This window comes from Pedobacter hiemivivus (genome assembly GCF_004331685.1).
GTDB classification, from domain to species: Bacteria; Bacteroidota; Bacteroidia; order Sphingobacteriales; family Sphingobacteriaceae; genus Pedobacter; species Pedobacter hiemivivus.
This window is the reverse complement of record NZ_SJSM01000001.1, coordinates 157,721-175,518: the sequence shown is the minus strand read 5'-3', so window position 1 is coordinate 175,518 and position 17,798 is coordinate 157,721. Positions and strand designations below refer to the sequence as shown.

Annotated in this window: 13 protein-coding genes; 10 read left to right on the top strand and 3 right to left on the bottom strand. The window is 39.0% G+C overall.

The features are described 5' to 3' along the window. Positions 1-54 precede the first annotated feature (54 nt). Positions 55-1,770, top strand: a complete 1,716-nt coding sequence (locus EZ444_RS00750) for a sodium:solute symporter (RefSeq protein WP_131606250.1) — start codon at positions 55-57, stop codon at positions 1,768-1,770. Here the strand turns inward: EZ444_RS00750 and EZ444_RS00745 are convergent. Both EZ444_RS00745 and EZ444_RS00740 read right to left on the bottom strand, forming a co-directional pair. Continuing rightward, positions 1,767-2,579: an alpha/beta hydrolase gene (locus tag EZ444_RS00745; protein WP_131606248.1), complete on the bottom strand. Its 813-nt coding sequence runs from the start codon at positions 2,577-2,579 to the stop codon at positions 1,767-1,769. The two genes, EZ444_RS00750 and EZ444_RS00745, sit on opposite strands and share 4 nt — an antisense overlap. Positions 2,580-2,598: 19 nt before the next feature. Further along, positions 2,599-3,099 carry a DinB family protein gene (locus EZ444_RS00740; RefSeq protein ID WP_131606246.1) on the bottom strand — a complete coding sequence of 167 codons (501 nt, stop codon included), beginning with the start codon at positions 3,097-3,099 and terminating at the stop codon, positions 2,599-2,601. 136 nt (positions 3,100-3,235) lie between these two features. Between EZ444_RS00740 and EZ444_RS00735 the strand changes: the two genes are divergently transcribed. The 3 genes from EZ444_RS00735 (at position 3,236) to EZ444_RS00725 (ending at position 7,611) form a co-directional block, all read left to right on the top strand. Next, positions 3,236-5,566, top strand: coding sequence for a TonB-dependent receptor (locus tag EZ444_RS00735; RefSeq protein ID WP_131607178.1), 2,331 nt, complete (start codon positions 3,236-3,238; stop codon positions 5,564-5,566). A gap of 4 nt (positions 5,567-5,570) precedes the next feature. Next, complete coding sequence (locus tag EZ444_RS00730; RefSeq protein ID WP_225874584.1) at positions 5,571-6,353, top strand: DUF4249 domain-containing protein; 783 nt, start codon at positions 5,571-5,573, stop codon at positions 6,351-6,353. 64 nt (positions 6,354-6,417) lie between these two features. Beyond that, positions 6,418-7,611: a GAF domain-containing sensor histidine kinase gene (locus EZ444_RS00725; protein ID WP_131606244.1), complete on the top strand. Its 1,194-nt coding sequence runs from the start codon at positions 6,418-6,420 to the stop codon at positions 7,609-7,611. Here the strand turns inward: EZ444_RS00725 and EZ444_RS00720 are convergent, their stop codons facing one another. After that, positions 7,612-8,478 (bottom strand): aldose 1-epimerase family protein, encoded by an 867-nt coding sequence (locus tag EZ444_RS00720; protein WP_131606242.1) that lies wholly within the window; start codon positions 8,476-8,478, stop codon positions 7,612-7,614. 240 nt (positions 8,479-8,718) lie between these two features. On the opposite strand from EZ444_RS00720, the gene EZ444_RS00715 reads away from it, so the two are divergent. The 6 genes from EZ444_RS00715 (at position 8,719) to EZ444_RS00690 (ending at position 17,778) form a co-directional block, all read left to right on the top strand. Continuing rightward, the gene (locus tag EZ444_RS00715; protein WP_131606240.1) at positions 8,719-9,285 is read left to right on the top strand and encodes an RNA polymerase sigma factor; all 567 of its coding nucleotides are present in this window, start codon (positions 8,719-8,721) and stop codon (positions 9,283-9,285) included. Between the two features lie 81 nt (positions 9,286-9,366). Continuing rightward, positions 9,367-10,356 carry a FecR family protein gene (locus tag EZ444_RS00710; protein WP_131606238.1) on the top strand — a complete coding sequence of 330 codons (990 nt, stop codon included), beginning with the start codon at positions 9,367-9,369 and terminating at the stop codon, positions 10,354-10,356. A 177-nt stretch (positions 10,357-10,533) separates the two neighbouring features. Next, positions 10,534-14,016, top strand: a complete 3,483-nt coding sequence (locus tag EZ444_RS00705) for a SusC/RagA family TonB-linked outer membrane protein (protein ID WP_131606236.1) — start codon at positions 10,534-10,536, stop codon at positions 14,014-14,016. 21 nt (positions 14,017-14,037) lie between these two features. After that, positions 14,038-15,513, top strand: coding sequence for a RagB/SusD family nutrient uptake outer membrane protein (locus EZ444_RS00700; RefSeq protein WP_131606234.1), 1,476 nt, complete (start codon positions 14,038-14,040; stop codon positions 15,511-15,513). A gap of 15 nt (positions 15,514-15,528) precedes the next feature. Next, positions 15,529-16,218, top strand: a complete 690-nt coding sequence (locus tag EZ444_RS00695; RefSeq protein ID WP_131606232.1) for a DUF4843 domain-containing protein — start codon at positions 15,529-15,531, stop codon at positions 16,216-16,218. 24 nt (positions 16,219-16,242) lie between these two features. Then, positions 16,243-17,778 carry a PKD-like family lipoprotein gene (locus tag EZ444_RS00690; RefSeq protein WP_165503484.1) on the top strand — a complete coding sequence of 512 codons (1,536 nt, stop codon included), beginning with the start codon at positions 16,243-16,245 and terminating at the stop codon, positions 17,776-17,778. Positions 17,779-17,798 lie beyond the last annotated feature (20 nt).

Below are 17,798 nucleotides of genomic sequence, written 5' to 3'. Positions count from 1 at the left end.
CGGTTGGCTGGTTTTTCTAATCTTAATTTTTTACGCTTTTACTAAATACTTCGAATGAGTGTTATCGATTGGTCTGTCTTAATCATTACACTGGTTGTAATTGTAGCTTATGGCGTTTATAAAAGTCGTGGTGCGCAAAATATTCAAGGATATTTGTTGGGTAACCAGTCCCTGCCATGGTATCATGTTTGCTTATCTGTGATGGCTACACAAGCCAGTGCCATTACTTTTTTATCGGCACCGGGTCTTGCTTATTCATCTGGGATGAGCTTTGTGCAATTTTATCTAGGCTTACCGCTGGCAATGATTGTCTTGTGTATCACTTTTGTGCCTATATTTCATCGATTAAAAGTATATACTGCATACGAGTATCTGGAGCAACGCTTTGATTTGAAAACGAGGGCATTAACCGCATTTCTTTTCTTAATTCAGCGTGGGCTTTCGACGGGGATAACCATTTATGCACCATCTATCATTTTATCAACCATATTAAATATCAATACCACTTATACAACGCTATTTATTGGCAGTTTGGTTATATTTTATACCGTATATGGAGGTACTAAAGCAGTTTCATATACACAAATGCTGCAAATGAGTATTATCTTTTGCGGTTTGTTTGCCGCTGGAATAATGGTGGTACACCTGCTTCCGGGGGATATTGGCTTTAGCAGAGCGATCAGCATAGCCGGGAAAATGGGTAGAACCAACGCTATAGATTTTAAACTGGATTTGAACAATCAGTATACGGTGTGGACTGGTTTAATCGGTGGTTTCTTTTTGCAGTTGTCTTATTTTGGAACAGATCAGAGTCAGGTGGGGCGATATTTGTCGGGAGCCTCGGTTAGTCAGAGTAGATTAGGTTTATTGATGAATGGCTTGGTGAAAATACCAATGCAGTTCTTGATATTGCTAATTGGGGTGCTTGTTTTTGCTTTTTATCAATATAACAGACCGCCAATTTTCTTTAACAGTTTTGAGTTAAATAAACTGGAAAACAGTAAGTATGGTCCAGAATTGGATAAGATTAAGGTTAATTATGACCGTGCATTTGATGAAAAACAAATAGAGGTAAATAAGATGAATGCGGCACTCGATGCCGATAATAAAGCACTTATTGATCAACAAAGAACTGCCCTGCAGCTTGCCGATGAGAAGGAGAAGGGAATTAGACTACAGGTGACAGAGTTAATGTTGAAGAATGATGAACAAGCCAACACAAAGGATAACAATTATATCTTTTTAAGTTTTGTAACCCAGTATTTGCCAAAGGGATTAATAGGCTTGTTAATTGCCATTATTTTTCTAGCGTCTATGGGCTCCACGGCCAGTGCATTAAATTCTCTGGCTTCTACTACTGTTATTGATATTTATAAACGATTGATTAAAAAGGATGCTTCAGATCACGAATACTTACAGGCATCGCGTTTGGCAACTGTATTTTGGGGTGTAGTATGTATAGTAATGGCTTTATATGCGAGCAAGATTGGTAATTTGCTGGAAGCGGTAAACATCCTGGGTTCTTATATTTATGGAACAATTCTAGGTGTTTTCCTAGTTGCATTTTATGTAAAACGAGTAAATGGAAGGGCTGTGTTTTTTGCGGCACTACTAACTGAGGCCATAATTGTCGTATTGGGACGATCGGAACTTGTAGCTTACTTGTGGCTTAATGTGATTGGTTGTTTGTTGGTGGTGGTAATTGCCTTGATCATTCAGCAGATTATCAATGCTGGTAGCGCTAATGTGGAGCGTTCCGAAGGGCATTAACCTTTCAGCCAATCTGCCACATATTGTAGCACCTCTGCACTTTCCGGTTCATTATGCATCTCATGATAGAGGTTATCCCATTCTTTATAAGTGAGCAGGTTGGCTGGTGCGCGTTTGGCAAACAATCGAGAACCCTCTACAGCTGTAAATTCGTCTGCGCTACCATGCATTAACAGCGATCTTATTTTCAATTGATCTGCATGTTCCAGGCACCAGGCTCCGTTCTGTATCATATCGTTGGCTAGCCGGAAGCTGATTTTATCATGGCGCAAAGGATCATTCTCAAATTTTTCTACCGCTAATGGATCATGTGAAACTTTATTGATGTCTAGTCCCTGAGAGATACGGAAGTTTGGTGCTATTGTGGTGAACACCTTTAAGGCACCTTTAAGTAAAGGACCTGGGCGCGTACCAATAATGAGTGCAGGAGCAGAAATAACTGCGGCTAGTATTTCAGGTTGTCGCTTGAGTAAGAATCCTGTTAATACACCACCACCCATGCTATGGCCGTACATGATAACAGGTTTGCTGAATTGTGTTTTTACATGACGTAAAAAGGCTTTTAGGTAATCAAACATAAATTCGAAACCGCGGGAAGCACCTTTATGACCATCGGTTTTACCATGACCATAATGATCGATACCGATAACTGCATAGCCTTGTTGCACAAAAAAAGCAGCTACCTGATCATAACGTCCGATATGCTCGCCAATACCATGGACAATGATAATTACCTTGTCGAATTTTTTCGGTAGCCAATGGATACCATGAAATTGTGTTTGCTTAAAAGTCCAGTAAAATTCAGTCATAGGGTAAGCGTTTTATTGATTAGTCCATTGCTGGCAAGCCCATTGCAATCCATTCTTCTTTTGATGGTCCGTAAAGGCCTGGCACCGGTAAACCTAATATACGCATAATCACAGTCATTTGTCCACGATGATGCGTTTGGTGTAACAATAAGATTTGTAGAATTTTTCCTTTCATCCATTCATCACCATACATGGGCACTAGGTCTTCAAGTGAGGAGTCAGTCCATTTTAAACGTACCGCACGACAAAGTAGGCCTGAATTGGTCTTGTAGATTTCAGCTATTTCATTCATAGTCTCCGGAATAGCTTGATGCTCAAGTAAATCATCTGCAAGTAATCCGGCGCGTTTACCCATTTCCGTAATGGTTTGTGTTAAATGCCAAGCCAGCCTGTCTAATGCGCGCACATGCTCATGAACCTGTTCTGTTTTAGCCTCAACACTGATTAAACTAAAAATTTTTAAAGTAAACTCCTCTTCGTTTTTCCAGTCTTTCAGGAAGTCATCCATTTTCCGGTACATCTTAATGCGATTTTATTTGAATAGCTAATTTCCTAAAGATTAATCCTAACTGCAAATTTTTATATCAACAATGGTAATATTGAGATGGCTTGCCTATACGGTAATTCTTTCTATTTTTACAGATCACGATGTGATTATGCCAAACACCATTAGAATTGTACTGATACTACTTTTTATAATTGCTCAACCCAGATTTGTATTTGCTCAAAATAAAAAAACTGTTAATGGAAATGTGACGGATGCAAAAACCGGTGAAACCTTAATCGGTGCAAGCGTAAAGTTAATCGGTAGTATTACCGCCGGAGCGGTAACCAATGCTTATGGTTTCTATTCGATCAATACACAGGAGGGAATTTATGAGATTTCGGTCAGCTTTATTGGGTATAAAACTATAAAGCAAAATCTGAATGTAACTAAAGATACCAGGATTAATTTTGTACTGGAAGAAGATAACCAGTTAAACGAAGTGGTGATCGCTGCCAGCAAGAGAAACGAAAATGTAAGTAATCCGCAAATGGGCTTGCAAAAAATAGATATGAAAGACATCAACAATGTTCCGGTGTTATTAGGTGAACGTGATGTGCTTAAAACGCTGCAATTACTACCGGGAATAAAATCGGCTGGTGAGGGCAATAGCGGCTTTTATGTAAGGGGTGGGGCTACGGATCAGAACCTCATTCTTTTGGATGAAGCTCCTGTTTATAACGCGTCACACCTGCTCGGTTTCTTTTCTACATTTAATTCAGATGCGATAAAAGATGTGAGTGTGTATAAAGGTGGCATGCCGGCGCAATATGGGGGCAGACTGGCTTCGGTGTTGGACATTAAAATGAACGATGGCAATAGGAAAACGTATACTGTTGAGGGAGGTATTGGCTTGATCTCCTCAAGATTAAAGGCCGAAGGCCCCATTGTGAAAGATAAAGGTTCGTTTATGGTTAGCGCCCGAAGAACTTACCTTGATGCTTTTTTGAAGTTGTCACCCGATAGCTCGATTAACAGCAACACCCTTTATTTTTATGATTTTAATGCAAAAGCGAATTACCAGATAGACGATAAAAACACGCTATACCTAAGTGGTTATTTTGGGCGGGATAAGCTGGGTATAGCGGATACTTTTGGTTTTAACTGGGGCAATGCAACGGTAACATTGAGGTGGAACCATTTATACAGCAACAGGTTGTTCTCCAATACTTCTTTAATCTATAGTAATTACAATTATGTGATTCAGAATTTTATGGAAGAGAACGACTTCGAAGTAAACTCTTCTATTAAGGATTTTAATTTAAAGCAGGATTTTGAATATAGCTTAAGCAATAGTCATAATTTAAAGTTTGGGGTAAATGCGATTCACCATACTATAGCGCCCGGTAAACTTACCGCATCAGAAACTTCCAGTGTAAATCAAACGACTTATGAAGATCGTAAAGGCTTGGAATTGGCTACTTATATTTCGGATGAATGGACTGTCAATGATCGGATGAACATCGTTTATGGTTTGCGCTTAAGTAGTTTCTCGTTAATGGGGCCAGGCAATATCAAATCCTATAATGCAGAAGGAAACATCATTGATACTAAAGCTTATAAGGCGGGGGAGTTTGTGAAAAGTTATTTCAATCTGGAGCCAAGGGTATCCGCTAGTTATCAGTTAACCAATTCAAGTTCATTAAAAGGTGCTTATACCCGGAATATTCAAAATGTACACCTGATGTCGAACTCTACATCGACTTCACCTACAGATGTTTATATTATGAATAGCAACAACGTGAAGCCTGAAATAGCTGATCAGGTTGCTTTGGGATATTTCAGGAATTTTAACGACAATAGTTATGAGTTTTCTGCAGAAGTATATTACAAATGGATGCAAAATCAGATTGAATATCGTAGTGGTACCGATTTGCGGGGCAATGGGAATGTAGAGGCTGATTTGTTGTATGGCGATGGTAGGGCTTATGGACTGGAGCTATTTTTTAAGAAAAGATTTGGCCGCTTTAATGGTTGGGTAGGATACACCTGGTCGCGCACAGAGCGGCAGTTTGATGCGATTAACAATGGGAAATGGTTTTATGCGAAGCAAGATAGAACACACGATCTGTCGCTTGTTGGTATTTATAAAGCCAGCCAACGCTGGACCTTCTCGTCGGTTTTTGTTTACAACACAGGTAATGCAGTTACTTATCCAAGTGGTAAATACCAGATCAATGATCGAACCGTTTTTTATTATACAGAAAAGAATGGCTACAGGACACCTGCATACCATCGTTTAGATGTTGCTGCAACATTGGAAGGTAAACCTGGAAAGAGATTACAATCGAGTTGGTCATTTGGGATTTATAATTTATATAACCGACAGAATGCTTTTTCAATTGATTTTAAGGACAATCCGGATGACCCAACCAAAACTGAAGTGGTGAGAACCACTTTGTTTGGAATGATCCCTTCGGTGACCTGGAATTTTAAATTTTAGTAAGATGAGACCTATTTTATTTATAGTACTTTTTGCAGGAATGCTACTTAGCGGATGCGAGAAAGTGATTGAGCTTAAACTTGACAATTCGAATCCTGTACTGGTTATCGACGGTGGAATAAATGATCAGAACGAGAATCAGGTAGTCAAGATATCTAAGACTTATAGTTTTACCGAGCCAAATAAATTTAATGGGGTATCAGAGGCAAAGGTTGTAGTGACCAGACCAAACGGGTCAACCGTAACCTATACGGAAGTTTCGCCAGGTGTGTATCAATCTGTTAAAACTCGCGGTGTTCCAAGTAATAAGTATATACTGAATGTTACTGTCGATGGTAAAATATATACCGCAACCTCAACGATGCCAGCAAAGGTTGTACTGGACTCACTCACCTTTAAACAGTTTAATCTTTTTGGTAAATTAAGCACTTATATAGCTGTTAATTACAATGATCCTGTAGATGCTGTAAACCAATACCGCTATATTTTAAAAGCAAAAGGGAAGATAGAAGAAGATATGGTGAGTGATGATCGTTTTAATAATGGGAACAAAGTTGCTGACGCGATATTTTATAAGCTGGAGGATTTAAAACAGGGGGATAGTCTGGCGGTAGAGTTTCAATGTGTAGATCCTAATGTTTACCGCTATTTTTATAGTTTAAAGCAAAGTAGTGGCCAGGCTGGACCACCCGTGGCACCTTCAAATCCAATCTCAAATTTCAATAATGGTGCATTGGGGATTTTTAATGCCTATACAACGAGCAAGCGGACTGCAGTAATTAAGTAGGGGGATATTAATTTGTTTTACCAAGGAACAATGTTAACTTTATGGTATCTCTATTATGAATCTCATGGCTATACAAACAGATCAGGAACTGGTTTCCGTCGAAGAAGAAAGGGTTAAGGCCTTACACAGGTACGACATCCTTGATACTCCCCCAGACAATACTTTTGATAAATTAACTAAACTGGCTGCAAAGCTTATTAATGTTCCCGTAGCGGTGATTAGTCTGGTGGATACACATCGGGTTTGGTTTAAATCAAAGTACGGATTAGATGTACAGCAAATGGAACGTGAAGAGGGCTTATGTGCAAACGTAGTTTTAGCGGATGATTTTTATTTGATAGAAGATGCGGCTAATGATCCGCGCACATTGAGTCATAAACTAGTCGTAGGGCCCTTTGGATTGAGATTTTATGCTGCATTTCCACTTAAAACCAAGGACGGTTTTAACCTCGGATCTTTTTGTATAATAGATAAAATTCCAAGAACAATTTCTGCTGAAGAACAGGAAATTTTAAAAGATCTGAGAGACATTGTAATGGATCAGATAGAGCTGAAACTGGCTTCGAGGTTATCCTTGGCACAGCGCAATCAGATTTTAAATAGAACGGCTCACGATCTCAAAAATCCTTTAACTACTATCCCTGTTCGCGCGGATCTGATCAAACTTAAAAAAAATGATCACCTTGTGGTTGACGCGATGTGTGATCAAATCAAAATTGCCAGTTTAAATATGGTGAGTATCATTGACGAACTCCTGCAGTCGGGCAGCATGGAAGCCGGTGAGATTAGATTGCTGCTTATAAAATTAAATGTCTCTTACCTGGTGAGTAATGTGGTAGCCATGAATCAACCTTTGGCGGAAAGAAAGGGACAAGTCATCCATTTTACTCCTGAAATGGATATCTATATCAACGCAGATGAGGGTAAATTGAATGAGGTGATAGATAACCTGATCAATAATGCCATCAAATACGCACCCTTAAATACCAATATCTATGTACGGGTGAGTACCTTAAACGGTAAAGCTGTAATAGAGATTGAAGATGAGGGACCTGGTTTAACTGCTGATGATAAAATGCAATTGTTTCAGCGTTTTACTCGATTGAGTGCGCAACCAACTGCCGGAGAGCACTCAACAGGGCTAGGCCTTTCCATTGTGAAGGTTTTAGTTGAAGCTCATGGCGGTTGGATATTTGCCGAAAGTGAAGGCGAAAATAAAGGCGCTAAGTTTACGGTTCAATTGCCTGGCGTTAAATAATTAAAAACATTCTATTTCCCAACTTCTGCTCCAGGTTTTGCCTGGGGCCAGCGAGACTATTCCTTCTTTTTCTTCCAAATTTTGCTGATGATCAACACCGTCGGCAATGCCGCACCAAGGTTCCAGACAAACAAAGTCCGCATTTTTTGCTGCCCAGATGCCAAAGAATGGGAAGTCTTTAAATTTAAAATGGAGACCATGAGGATTCTTATCACAGGCAATAGAAATGCAATCACTTTTTAATGATTTAAAAACTAAGGCATCCTCATAGAAAAGCTCGTGCTGTAATGGTAATTTTCCGTCCTTTAGTTCAATCTCAACTGTTTCATTGGCAATGAGGTCTTCACTGATTTTATGGTAAGCCAATATCTGATCTTTATTAAATTTCAGAAAATAGTCGGTGTATTGTACATCGTCTTGAATTGGAACTTTAAATGCAGGGTGCGCTCCAATTGAAAACAACAACAAGTCATCCGCAGGATTGGTTACTTCGTAAGTGCAGGATAAGCCTAATTCAGTTAAGGTATATCGCAAATGGAGGACGAATCGGAAAGGGTATACTTTTAAGGTTTCGGCATTGTGTGTAAGTGTAAATACAACCTCAGTATTGCTTCGCATGATTGCCTCGAAATCATAATCTCTTGCAAAACCATGTCTGGATAGTTTGTATCCCTTATTCTCGAAATAATAGGTATTGTTTTTTAATGAACCTACGATAGGGAAAAGAATAGGACTAAACTTGCCCCAGTTGGTAGGATTTCCGTTCCATAGGTAATCTATGTTGTATTTTTTGCTTTTTAAATATTGTAGCTCTGCACCTTTATTGGCAAAGGAAGCTGTTAAATGCTCGTTTTCAAGGAAAATCATAGGAGTAAAAATATAAAAAACAAATTAGTGTAAAAAAAGTTTAATTAATACTATTAAAATAGTAGACTTTAATTACCTTGGCTTCCAATAAAAATATCCGGAATTTAAAAGACTCATTTTTGATATTACGTTTCATAAAATGTAATTTAGAGTTACGAATAGGATCTGTGGTACATAAACACTGGCGGATATTTATAGTTTTAATAAATAGGGACAAGGGATTCCTTTTGAAGTGCATTAATGGTAACTAATCTTAACATGAGCGATCAGGATCTACTGTCTTTATTCAAAGGCGGAGATACAGCTGCTTTTAAGATGATTTACGAGCGTTACTGGCAATTGTTATACGTATCAGCTTGTAAAGTTCTGAAGGATGAAGAAGAAGCTAAGGATGTAGTTCAGGAAGTTTTTATCTCTCTTTTAAATAAAGGTGCCACACTGGAAATCAATGTTTCTTTTTCATCCTATTTGTATACCGCGGTAAGGTATAAGGTGTTCGATTACATCAGTCGTAAGAAGGTAAGGCAGGACCATCTCGATACTTTGGATAATTATGTGTCGGCAGGTAACCTTTGCACAGATCATGCTTTGCTGGAAAAGGAGATCAATGACGAAATGGAAAAGGAAATTCAAAACCTTCCTGAAAAAATGAGAATTGTGTTTGAGCTGAGTAGAAAGGCTGAACTTTCTCATAAAGAGATTGCGGATATCTTAAATATCTCGGATAAAACAGTAAAGAAACAGATTAATAATGCGATAAAGCTGCTTAAGCCTAAGTTCATAAATCATTATTTTCTTCTTTTTTAACTTTTTTTAAATTCATCTACTACCAAAGTGCTTTTTGCCCGACATGTAGTAAATCAAAACTGTTTTTTGATGATTTAAAAAATGAAGAAACATATATCTAAAGATATTTTTGAACGTTATGCTGCTGGAAATTGCACTGAAGAGGAGCGAGCAATCATGGATGGTTGGTTTCTGAATGAGCTAAAGCAAAATGAAAGTAGGCCGGGGGTGGGACAATTGTTGTTGGCAAAGGAAGAGATGTGGAATAACATTAAGCCTAGGCGTAATATTGTTCCATTGATCAGATGGGCATCGATAGCCGCAGTAGCCATTTTAGCTATACTTTTCGTTTATAAATTTAAAAATAACACAACGTCTAAACCCGTTGTTGAGCAACAGACGGTTAAGCAACAAGGGACCGAAGAATTAAAAGATGAAGTGTTGTTTGCATCTAAGGTAGAGAACAGCATGGTTAAGCTACCGGATGGGAGTATAGTGATTATGCAAAAGGGAAGTAAGTTGACCATTTTGTCAGCATTTAATAAGAAGCATAATAGAGAGGTTGAGCTGGAAGGCAAAGCATTCTTTGATATTTCTCATAATCCTTCTAAGCCCTTCATCATTTATTCTGGAAAGGTGAGAACAACGGTCTTGGGAACTGCTTTTGATGTGACCGCTATTCCTGGGGATAAAATGGTAATGATTAATGTGATCAGAGGATTGGTGGAAGTGAAAAATATAAAGTCGGGTCGGATAACTTATCTGAAAAAGAACATGCAGGCCATAGTTGATGAAAAAACAGATAAGATTGCCCAGAAAAATATTGATGCTGAAAAAGAGCTGGCCTGGAACCATCAGGACCTTGAATTTAAAGATATTTCTATAGGAGATGCAAAAAGCAGGCTTGAGGATAAATTTGGCTATAAGATTTCTGTGCAGGATCCTGAACTAAGGAATGCGACTTTCAACTATTCAATGCGGGCTAATGAATCTGCAGAATCATTTATTAAAAGTATTTGTGCCTTTATAGGAGCATCTTACACGATAAATCATAAAAATAACACCATATCAATTCAACCTTTAAACCAATAAACAAATGAAGAAATTCTACTCAGACACTAAAAACTCAACATAAAAAAGGATAAGGTAATTGTTAAATATTGCGAGTATTCAACAATCTGCCTTATCCCGGGGCTATTCCATTTAGAATGGAAACCCATCATGTAATTCCAAGCAAAGAGTTTAGTAATCACATAAAAAAACTAAAATATGAATTTTTCTGCAAATGCAGCAAGATACGGAGATCCTATTTTCCGGAAATACCAACACGTCTTAATTTACTGTATGCGTATAACCTTACTTGTAAGCTTCGTTATATTGCTCTCACTCCAAATGGTCTATTCCTCATCGGCGAAGGGACAGGGTATGGAGAATATCAACGTAAGTATAAAATTAGAAAATGAAGACCTGATCGGTGCGATAAAAAAAATAGAAAAGCTAACTCCTTTTCGCTTTTTATACCGTACGGCCGATGTTAAAAGTATTGATAACCTAAATATCAATGCCAGATCGATTAGTGTAGCACATTTAATGGAACAATTGCTAGCGGGTACCTCCTTATCATTCAAGCAAATTGATGATAGAATCCTGATTACTAACCGTACCTCAGGGAAAGTTCCAAGCTTATCTGTACCCGAAAATAATGCAATTTATGCGGGGATAACAGGAACTGTTTTTGATGCTAAAACCAAAGATCGACTTGTCGGCGTTACGGTAAGGATAAAGAATGGTAGTACGAGGGCGCAGACTGATGCCAGGGGTAACTTTAGGATCAATGCGGAGATAGGGGATATACTTTTGATCAGTTATATTGGTTACGAAACCCAGGAAGTGACGGTAACTAAACCCGTAATGGAGATCCGTTTGGAAGAATCTGCACAATCACTGAAAGGAGTAGTTGTTACTGGTATCTTTAGCCAATCGAAATCTACATTTACGGGTGCAGCAAGAACTTTTAATGCCCAAGAGCTGTCTAAAGTGTCGAACAATAATGTGCTTTCTGCACTGAAGTCACTCGATCCGTCGTTTCAAATGCCTGAAAACCTGAATATCGGGTCCAATCCTAACATTCTTCCGGATGTAGTACTGCGTGGTGGAAATACACTTTTAGACATTAGCACGCCGGGAAACAGTAATCCTTTCAATTATCAGTCTGCACCAAATGCACCATTATTTATCTTGGATGGTTTTGAAACTACCCTGCAGCGGGTCAATGATTTGGATATGAATCGAATTGCAAGTGTAACCATCCTTAAGGATGCCGGTGCTACGGCTATTTATGGATCTAGGGGAGCAAACGGTGTAATAGTTATAGAACAGAACCGACCTGTAGATGGTAAATTGAGGGTAAGCTACAATGCCAGCATGACTTTTGAAGCGCCAGATCTAACGGGGTATAACTTGTTGGATGCGCAAGGGAAATTTGATTTGGAAGACCGTTCAAATGCTTTTATTACCAATTGGAATTACCAGCAGGATGAATTGGATCTTTACCGCGAATCACGGTTAAGAGCAGTGAAAGAGGGGGTAAATACGGACTGGATTTCTAAACCGCTTAGAACTGGTATTGGACAGAAACATAATGTTTATGTAGAAGGTGGTGCTGATGCCGTGTCTTATGGACTTAGTTTAACTTATGATCGGAATGTTGGCGTCATGAAATCTTCTGACCGGACCACCACCACAGCTAATTCTTTTTTATCCTACCGCATCAAAAACTTCCAATTCAGAAATGATCTGACCTTAAACTTTAACAAGGCTAATAACTCTCCGTATGGATCGTTTAGACAATACACGCAACTAAATCCTTATTGGAGTCCATACAATGTCGACGGTACTTTAAAGGTATTTCTGGAGACTATTATAAATCCGCAGACAGGAGTTAGGTTAGCTAATTTCGATAATTATAATAACCTGAATGATTATATAGGGCGACCGCTTAATCCCCTTTATAATGCTTCGTTAAATATAAAAGATCAAACTGCTTTTAGGGGAATTACCAATAATTTTGAAACGAGGTGGCAGGCTAAAGAATGGCTTCGTCTGACGGGTCGTTTATCTTATACGACCCAAAACGATGAGTCTGATATTTTTCTCCCTGCTCAGCATAGTTCATTTGCAGAAAAGCCAACCTTTGAAAAAGGATCTTATACGAAAGGATTGGGTAAAAACCAGCGTATGGAAGGGTTTTTGACTGCTGAAGCGAATAAGAATTTTGATAAGCATTTTCTCTCTGCTTCGGCTACGCTAAATGTAAAAGAAAACACATTCGATACGCAGTTTATAAGGGTAGAAGGTTTTCCAAATCCAACATTAGATCAATTGATTTTGGGTAATCAATACCCATCTGGCGGGAAACCAATCGGCACAGAAGGGATTTCAAGGTCTATCGGAACGCTTGCCCGTGTAGCTTATTCTTATGACAATAGATATCTTTTTGATGCAACTTTTAGATTGGATGGTTCTTCTCTATTTGGATCTAATCAGCGCTATGCACCGTTTTGGTCGTTGGGTGCAGGTTGGAACATTAAAAATGAATCCTACCTAAAAGATAATGATCAGGTAAATGAACTTCGGTTGAGATACACCATTGGTACAACCGGATCTGAAAGTTTTGAGAGCTTTAAAGGGGTAACCACCAGTCAGTATTATACCGATAGGGAATACCGCGGCGTTATCGCTACTTATTTACTTGGTTATGGAAATTCTGCACTGGCATGGCAAAAGACTTTTAAACAAAACATCGGTTTGGATCTGGCCTTGTTTAGAAATAGATTTTCACTAAATGCCAATTACTTTGTAGAGCGTACAAAAGGAAGTATTGCCTTTATTTCTAGTGCTCCATCTTCGGGTTTCTACGGTTATTATGACAACATGGGGGATGTGTTGAACAAAGGTTATGAACTTTATGGGCGCTTTAACATTATTGCGAACCCGGCAAACAGAAACAACTGGTCGGTATTTGCAAACGTATTCCATTTTACCAATACGATTGAAAAGGTTTCAAAAACAATTGAGGCATTGAACAACAGGTCTAATACCATCAACTCAACTACACCGCTACCGCGCTATGCCGAGGGGCAGTCTAAGAATGCAATCTGGGCAGTAAAATCATTAGGGATAGATCCAGCATCGGGCAATGAACTGTTTCAAACACTAAATGGAGAAATTACTACGGTATATAATCCTGCTGATCAGGTAATTGTAGGTGATGAAACACCAACGATGCAAGGAACCTTCGGTACTAATATGGAGATCAATGGTATCGGTTTTAACGTTTATTTGCGCTTCAATTTTGGCGGTGATGCCTATAACCAAACGCTGATAGATAGAGTAGAAAATGTAAATGTGAATTATTATAATGTGGACAGTCGGGTAGCCAACGACCGTTGGCAGAAGCCGGGTGATGTTGCCTTCTTCAAAGGGATTTTGGATTATACAGGAACACCGTTAAATAAACCTAGAACCTATGCTTCTTCCAGATTTGTGCAAAAGAATAATTTCATAGCTGGTGAAAGTGCATCTGTATATTATCGTTTTGCTGACAAACTAAATAAGCAACTTGGTTTACAAAATACCAAGGTTACTTTGTTTACCAGCGACCTGTTTAGGTTAGGCAGCATTAAACGAGAGCGTGGTTTGGATTATCCTTTCAGTCGCTCCTTTACCCTACAGTTACAAACCACATTTTAATTGGTAAAACACCTGAAAATTATGAAAAGTATAAAATATTTAATTCCTGTTTTATTTGGCTTAATGGCAGTGTTTAGTTCCTGCAAGAAATGGCTGGATGTGAGTCCAAAAACACAGGTGAGAGAAGAGGTGCAGTTTAGCACCGGGCAAGGTTTTATAGATGCATTGTTTGGTATCTATCAAACTTCGGCAAAAACTACAGGTTATGGCAGGAACATGAGTTTTGGATTTGTTGATATCCTGGCGCAGCAATATGCAGGCATGTCGGTGGGGTCGCCATTTGGAACCGTTGCTAGGTACAATTATACAGATACAGCCGCAGAAAAGAGGATTAGCGAAATATTTTCAAATAGCTATGGCGCTATAGCACAGGCTAATTATATCTTGAAAAATATAGACAATGGTGTGCTGGATCAAAGCAGCAAGCAGATGATACAAGGTGAAGCCTTAGGGATGCGCGGATTTTTACATTTTGACCTGGTGCGTTTGTTTGCTCCAATCTATAATGGCGGTGCGAACGCGTCTGTTTCGTCTTTGGCTTACCTAAAGGCCTTTACGGTAGTACCTCAGTCGAGACTCCCATTAAAGGATTACCTGGATTTAGTTGAATCAGATCTGAAAGCTGCAGAAGGGTTATTGTCTGCAAACCAGAATATAGATCAGATTGCAGGAAATCAAGGCAGCACAAGTTCGGATTTGTTTCTGATGTTCCGTCAGAACCATTTGAATTACTGGGCCGTAAAAGCTACACTAGCCAGGTTGTATCAATATAGGGGCGATAAGGTAAATGCCTTGAAGTATGCATTAGAGGTGATCAATAGCACCAAATTTAAGTTTGTAGCTCAGCCTACCCTAATAGTAGATCCGCTGGAAAAGACCTCAGATCTTACTTTTAGCTCAGAACATATATTTTCGTTTTATGTTTCTGGCTTAAAGAAACTGGCTGATGATTCCTTTAAGTCTTCTACCTCTTCAACTTTTTACGGAGATATACGTGATTTTTATACAGCTAAAGCTACGCTTGAAGCTACTTATCAGGGTGGGACAGTAGGTTATGGAACCGATATTCGCAAGGTAGGTGTTTCTAAAAGTTTATGGAATGAGATCAATACCAGTATAGTTTATACCAAGAAATATTATAGTGATAATGATAAGAGTCTAACTCAGCGGTTAATTCCAGCCATCAGGCTTTCGGAGATGTACTATATCGCTGCTGAAGCCGCACCAACGCTAGTGGATGGGATGAAATATCTGAACGTGGTAAGAGCTGCCCGCCTGATTCCTGAGCTTCCAACCCCCGCAAATCAGGCTAATCTTGAAACTGAGATTACGCTCGAATATCGTAAGGAATTTTATGCTGAGGGACAGTTGTGGTATTACTATAAACGTAAAAATGTATTGAATATTCCGAATGGTGTAGGTAACCCAATGAATGCTGCAAAGTATGTGTTGCCGCTTCCTAACGATGAATTGCAATTTGGAGCATCTGGTATTTAAATAAAAGAAAGAATTATGAAACTATTAAAATATAAAGGTTTATTCCTTTTCGCTTCACTGGTGATATTGGCCTCTTGTGGTAAGGACAAGCAATTGATGTTTAGTGAGCTGACTTCCGTGTATGTTGAGGCTTATGTAGACAGTACAGAATACACTTTCGCTACATCACCGATAACTGTAGTAAATGATACTATAGATATACCATTAAGGATTATAGGTACTGCCGCAACAACAGATCGTGAGGTAACTTTTGTACCAAAAGGAGGAGCGACTGCTAAAGAAGGTTATCATTATAAAATTGGTAAGACAGTGATCAAAGCAAATGAATTTAGTGCCACTGTCCCCGTGTATGTTTATCGCAAACCAGGTTTAAAGGATAGTGTGGTAAGGGTGGTCTTAGAGCTGAAGAAAAATGCTGATTTTAATCTGGGTTTTTCCGACCGCTTAGATTACAAGATTACTATTTCTGATATTTTATCGAAACCAACATTATGGGATGCTGTATGGAGTGCATATTTTGGGACCTACTCTGTAGTGAAGTTTAGGTTTTTGTTGCAAGTTACCGGAAGAACAAATTGGAATTCTTATCCTTTTCCTGCCGATACCCGTTTCATGTCGCAAAGAGCTAAAAATGCTTTACTGGAATACAATCAGGCACATGGTGACATGATTGATGAGTTTGGTCAAGTGGTGGTGTTTCCTTAATTAATGTTATTTAAAGATCAACAGATGAAAATGATAAATAAAAAGATTTCAGGTGTTTTGCTATTAACAGGAATGGTATTTCTGAGCAGCTGTTATAAAGATAAAAGCACACTGGCTTTAACCGAATTGAACAAGGTAGGACTCTCAGATCCTAAAACTTTAACTACCCTAAACGTTTTCCAGGGACAGGTATTGAACCTTAAGCCTACATTGTCGCAGTCGCTAAGTGATAAAATGGATCAGCTTGAGTTTGAATGGAGTGCTTACGATAACTCTACGACCAGTTCCTATGTAGTTCCGGAAGCAATTATTTCTAAGGAATATGAATTGAAATATCTGGTAAACGGTGACCCGTTTACACTTGGGCAGCGTTACCTGCTGCGCTTAACGGTAAAAGATAAATCTACAGGTTTGAAGTCTTTCCTAAACTATAACCTACTCATCGGCAATAGATACGGTACAGGTTGGTTGGTGTTGGAAGATAAAGCGGGGAAAGGTGACTTGTCGTTTGTATTTACCGATAATGCGGTGGAGCATGGAATCTATTCAGACCGGAATACAACACAATTGATTGGCCCTAAAAAGTTAGAATTGACACCTTTTGCCATCACTGATGATATTTCTGCTTCTGGAAAACGGTTATACATTTTAGCTGATAATGGAAGTCAGGAATACAACTACCTGACTATGGTGAAGAAGTTTGATTACGCCTTTGAGTTTTTTAGTGCACCCTCAATTATCAAACCCCAAGTGATGACCTGGACCAGTCCTAGTACCAATAGCGCCAATAGATCAGGTGGACTGGGCGTTGTTATCAATAACGGCAAAATGCACTCTAACTTGATTGGTGGTTTCCCTGGTATAAAAAAATGGGGAGATGTAGCCCTTAATCCTGAGGGAAATACCAATTACAACCTGGCGCCTTTTGCAACAGGGGGTAACAGCTATCCGGCCATCGTTTATGACAATACAGCCAAACGGTTTTATAACGTCAGGGGATATAGTCCTACACCGATTGCAGGTTCATTGGAAGCTTTTCCTTCGGCGGCAAGTACTGAGTTCGATATGAATAATGTAGGGATGACCATGATCTTTCAGGATTCAGCAGATGTGGTGAAGGAATTTAATGCGGTCATGAAAGATGGTAACAATCAGGCTTATCTGTTGAGGTATAAAACGGAGAAAACCGATCTTGCACCACGCATTACGCTTAAGAAAGAGTTGATGAATGCACCCGGTATTTTGAATTATACCGCTGCATCAGGATCAACAAGTACTCCTCACATTTATTATGGAAATGCCAATACGGTTTCCCGGTACGAAACCAGTTCCAATGTAGTTGTGGAGACATATAGCTTTCCGGCGGCCGAACAGGTGACAAGCATAAAATACGCTAAATATACTGCAGGAAGTACAAGCGCCAGGTTATTAGTAGCTACCTGGAACGGAACAGAGGGTAAGCTGTATTATTTCACCATCACTAATGTAGGTGGTATGGGCTCTTATACCAACGTGTTTAACGGCTTTGGTAAGATCGTAGATCTGGCATATAAATACTAATCACCTAAACTTTATATAAA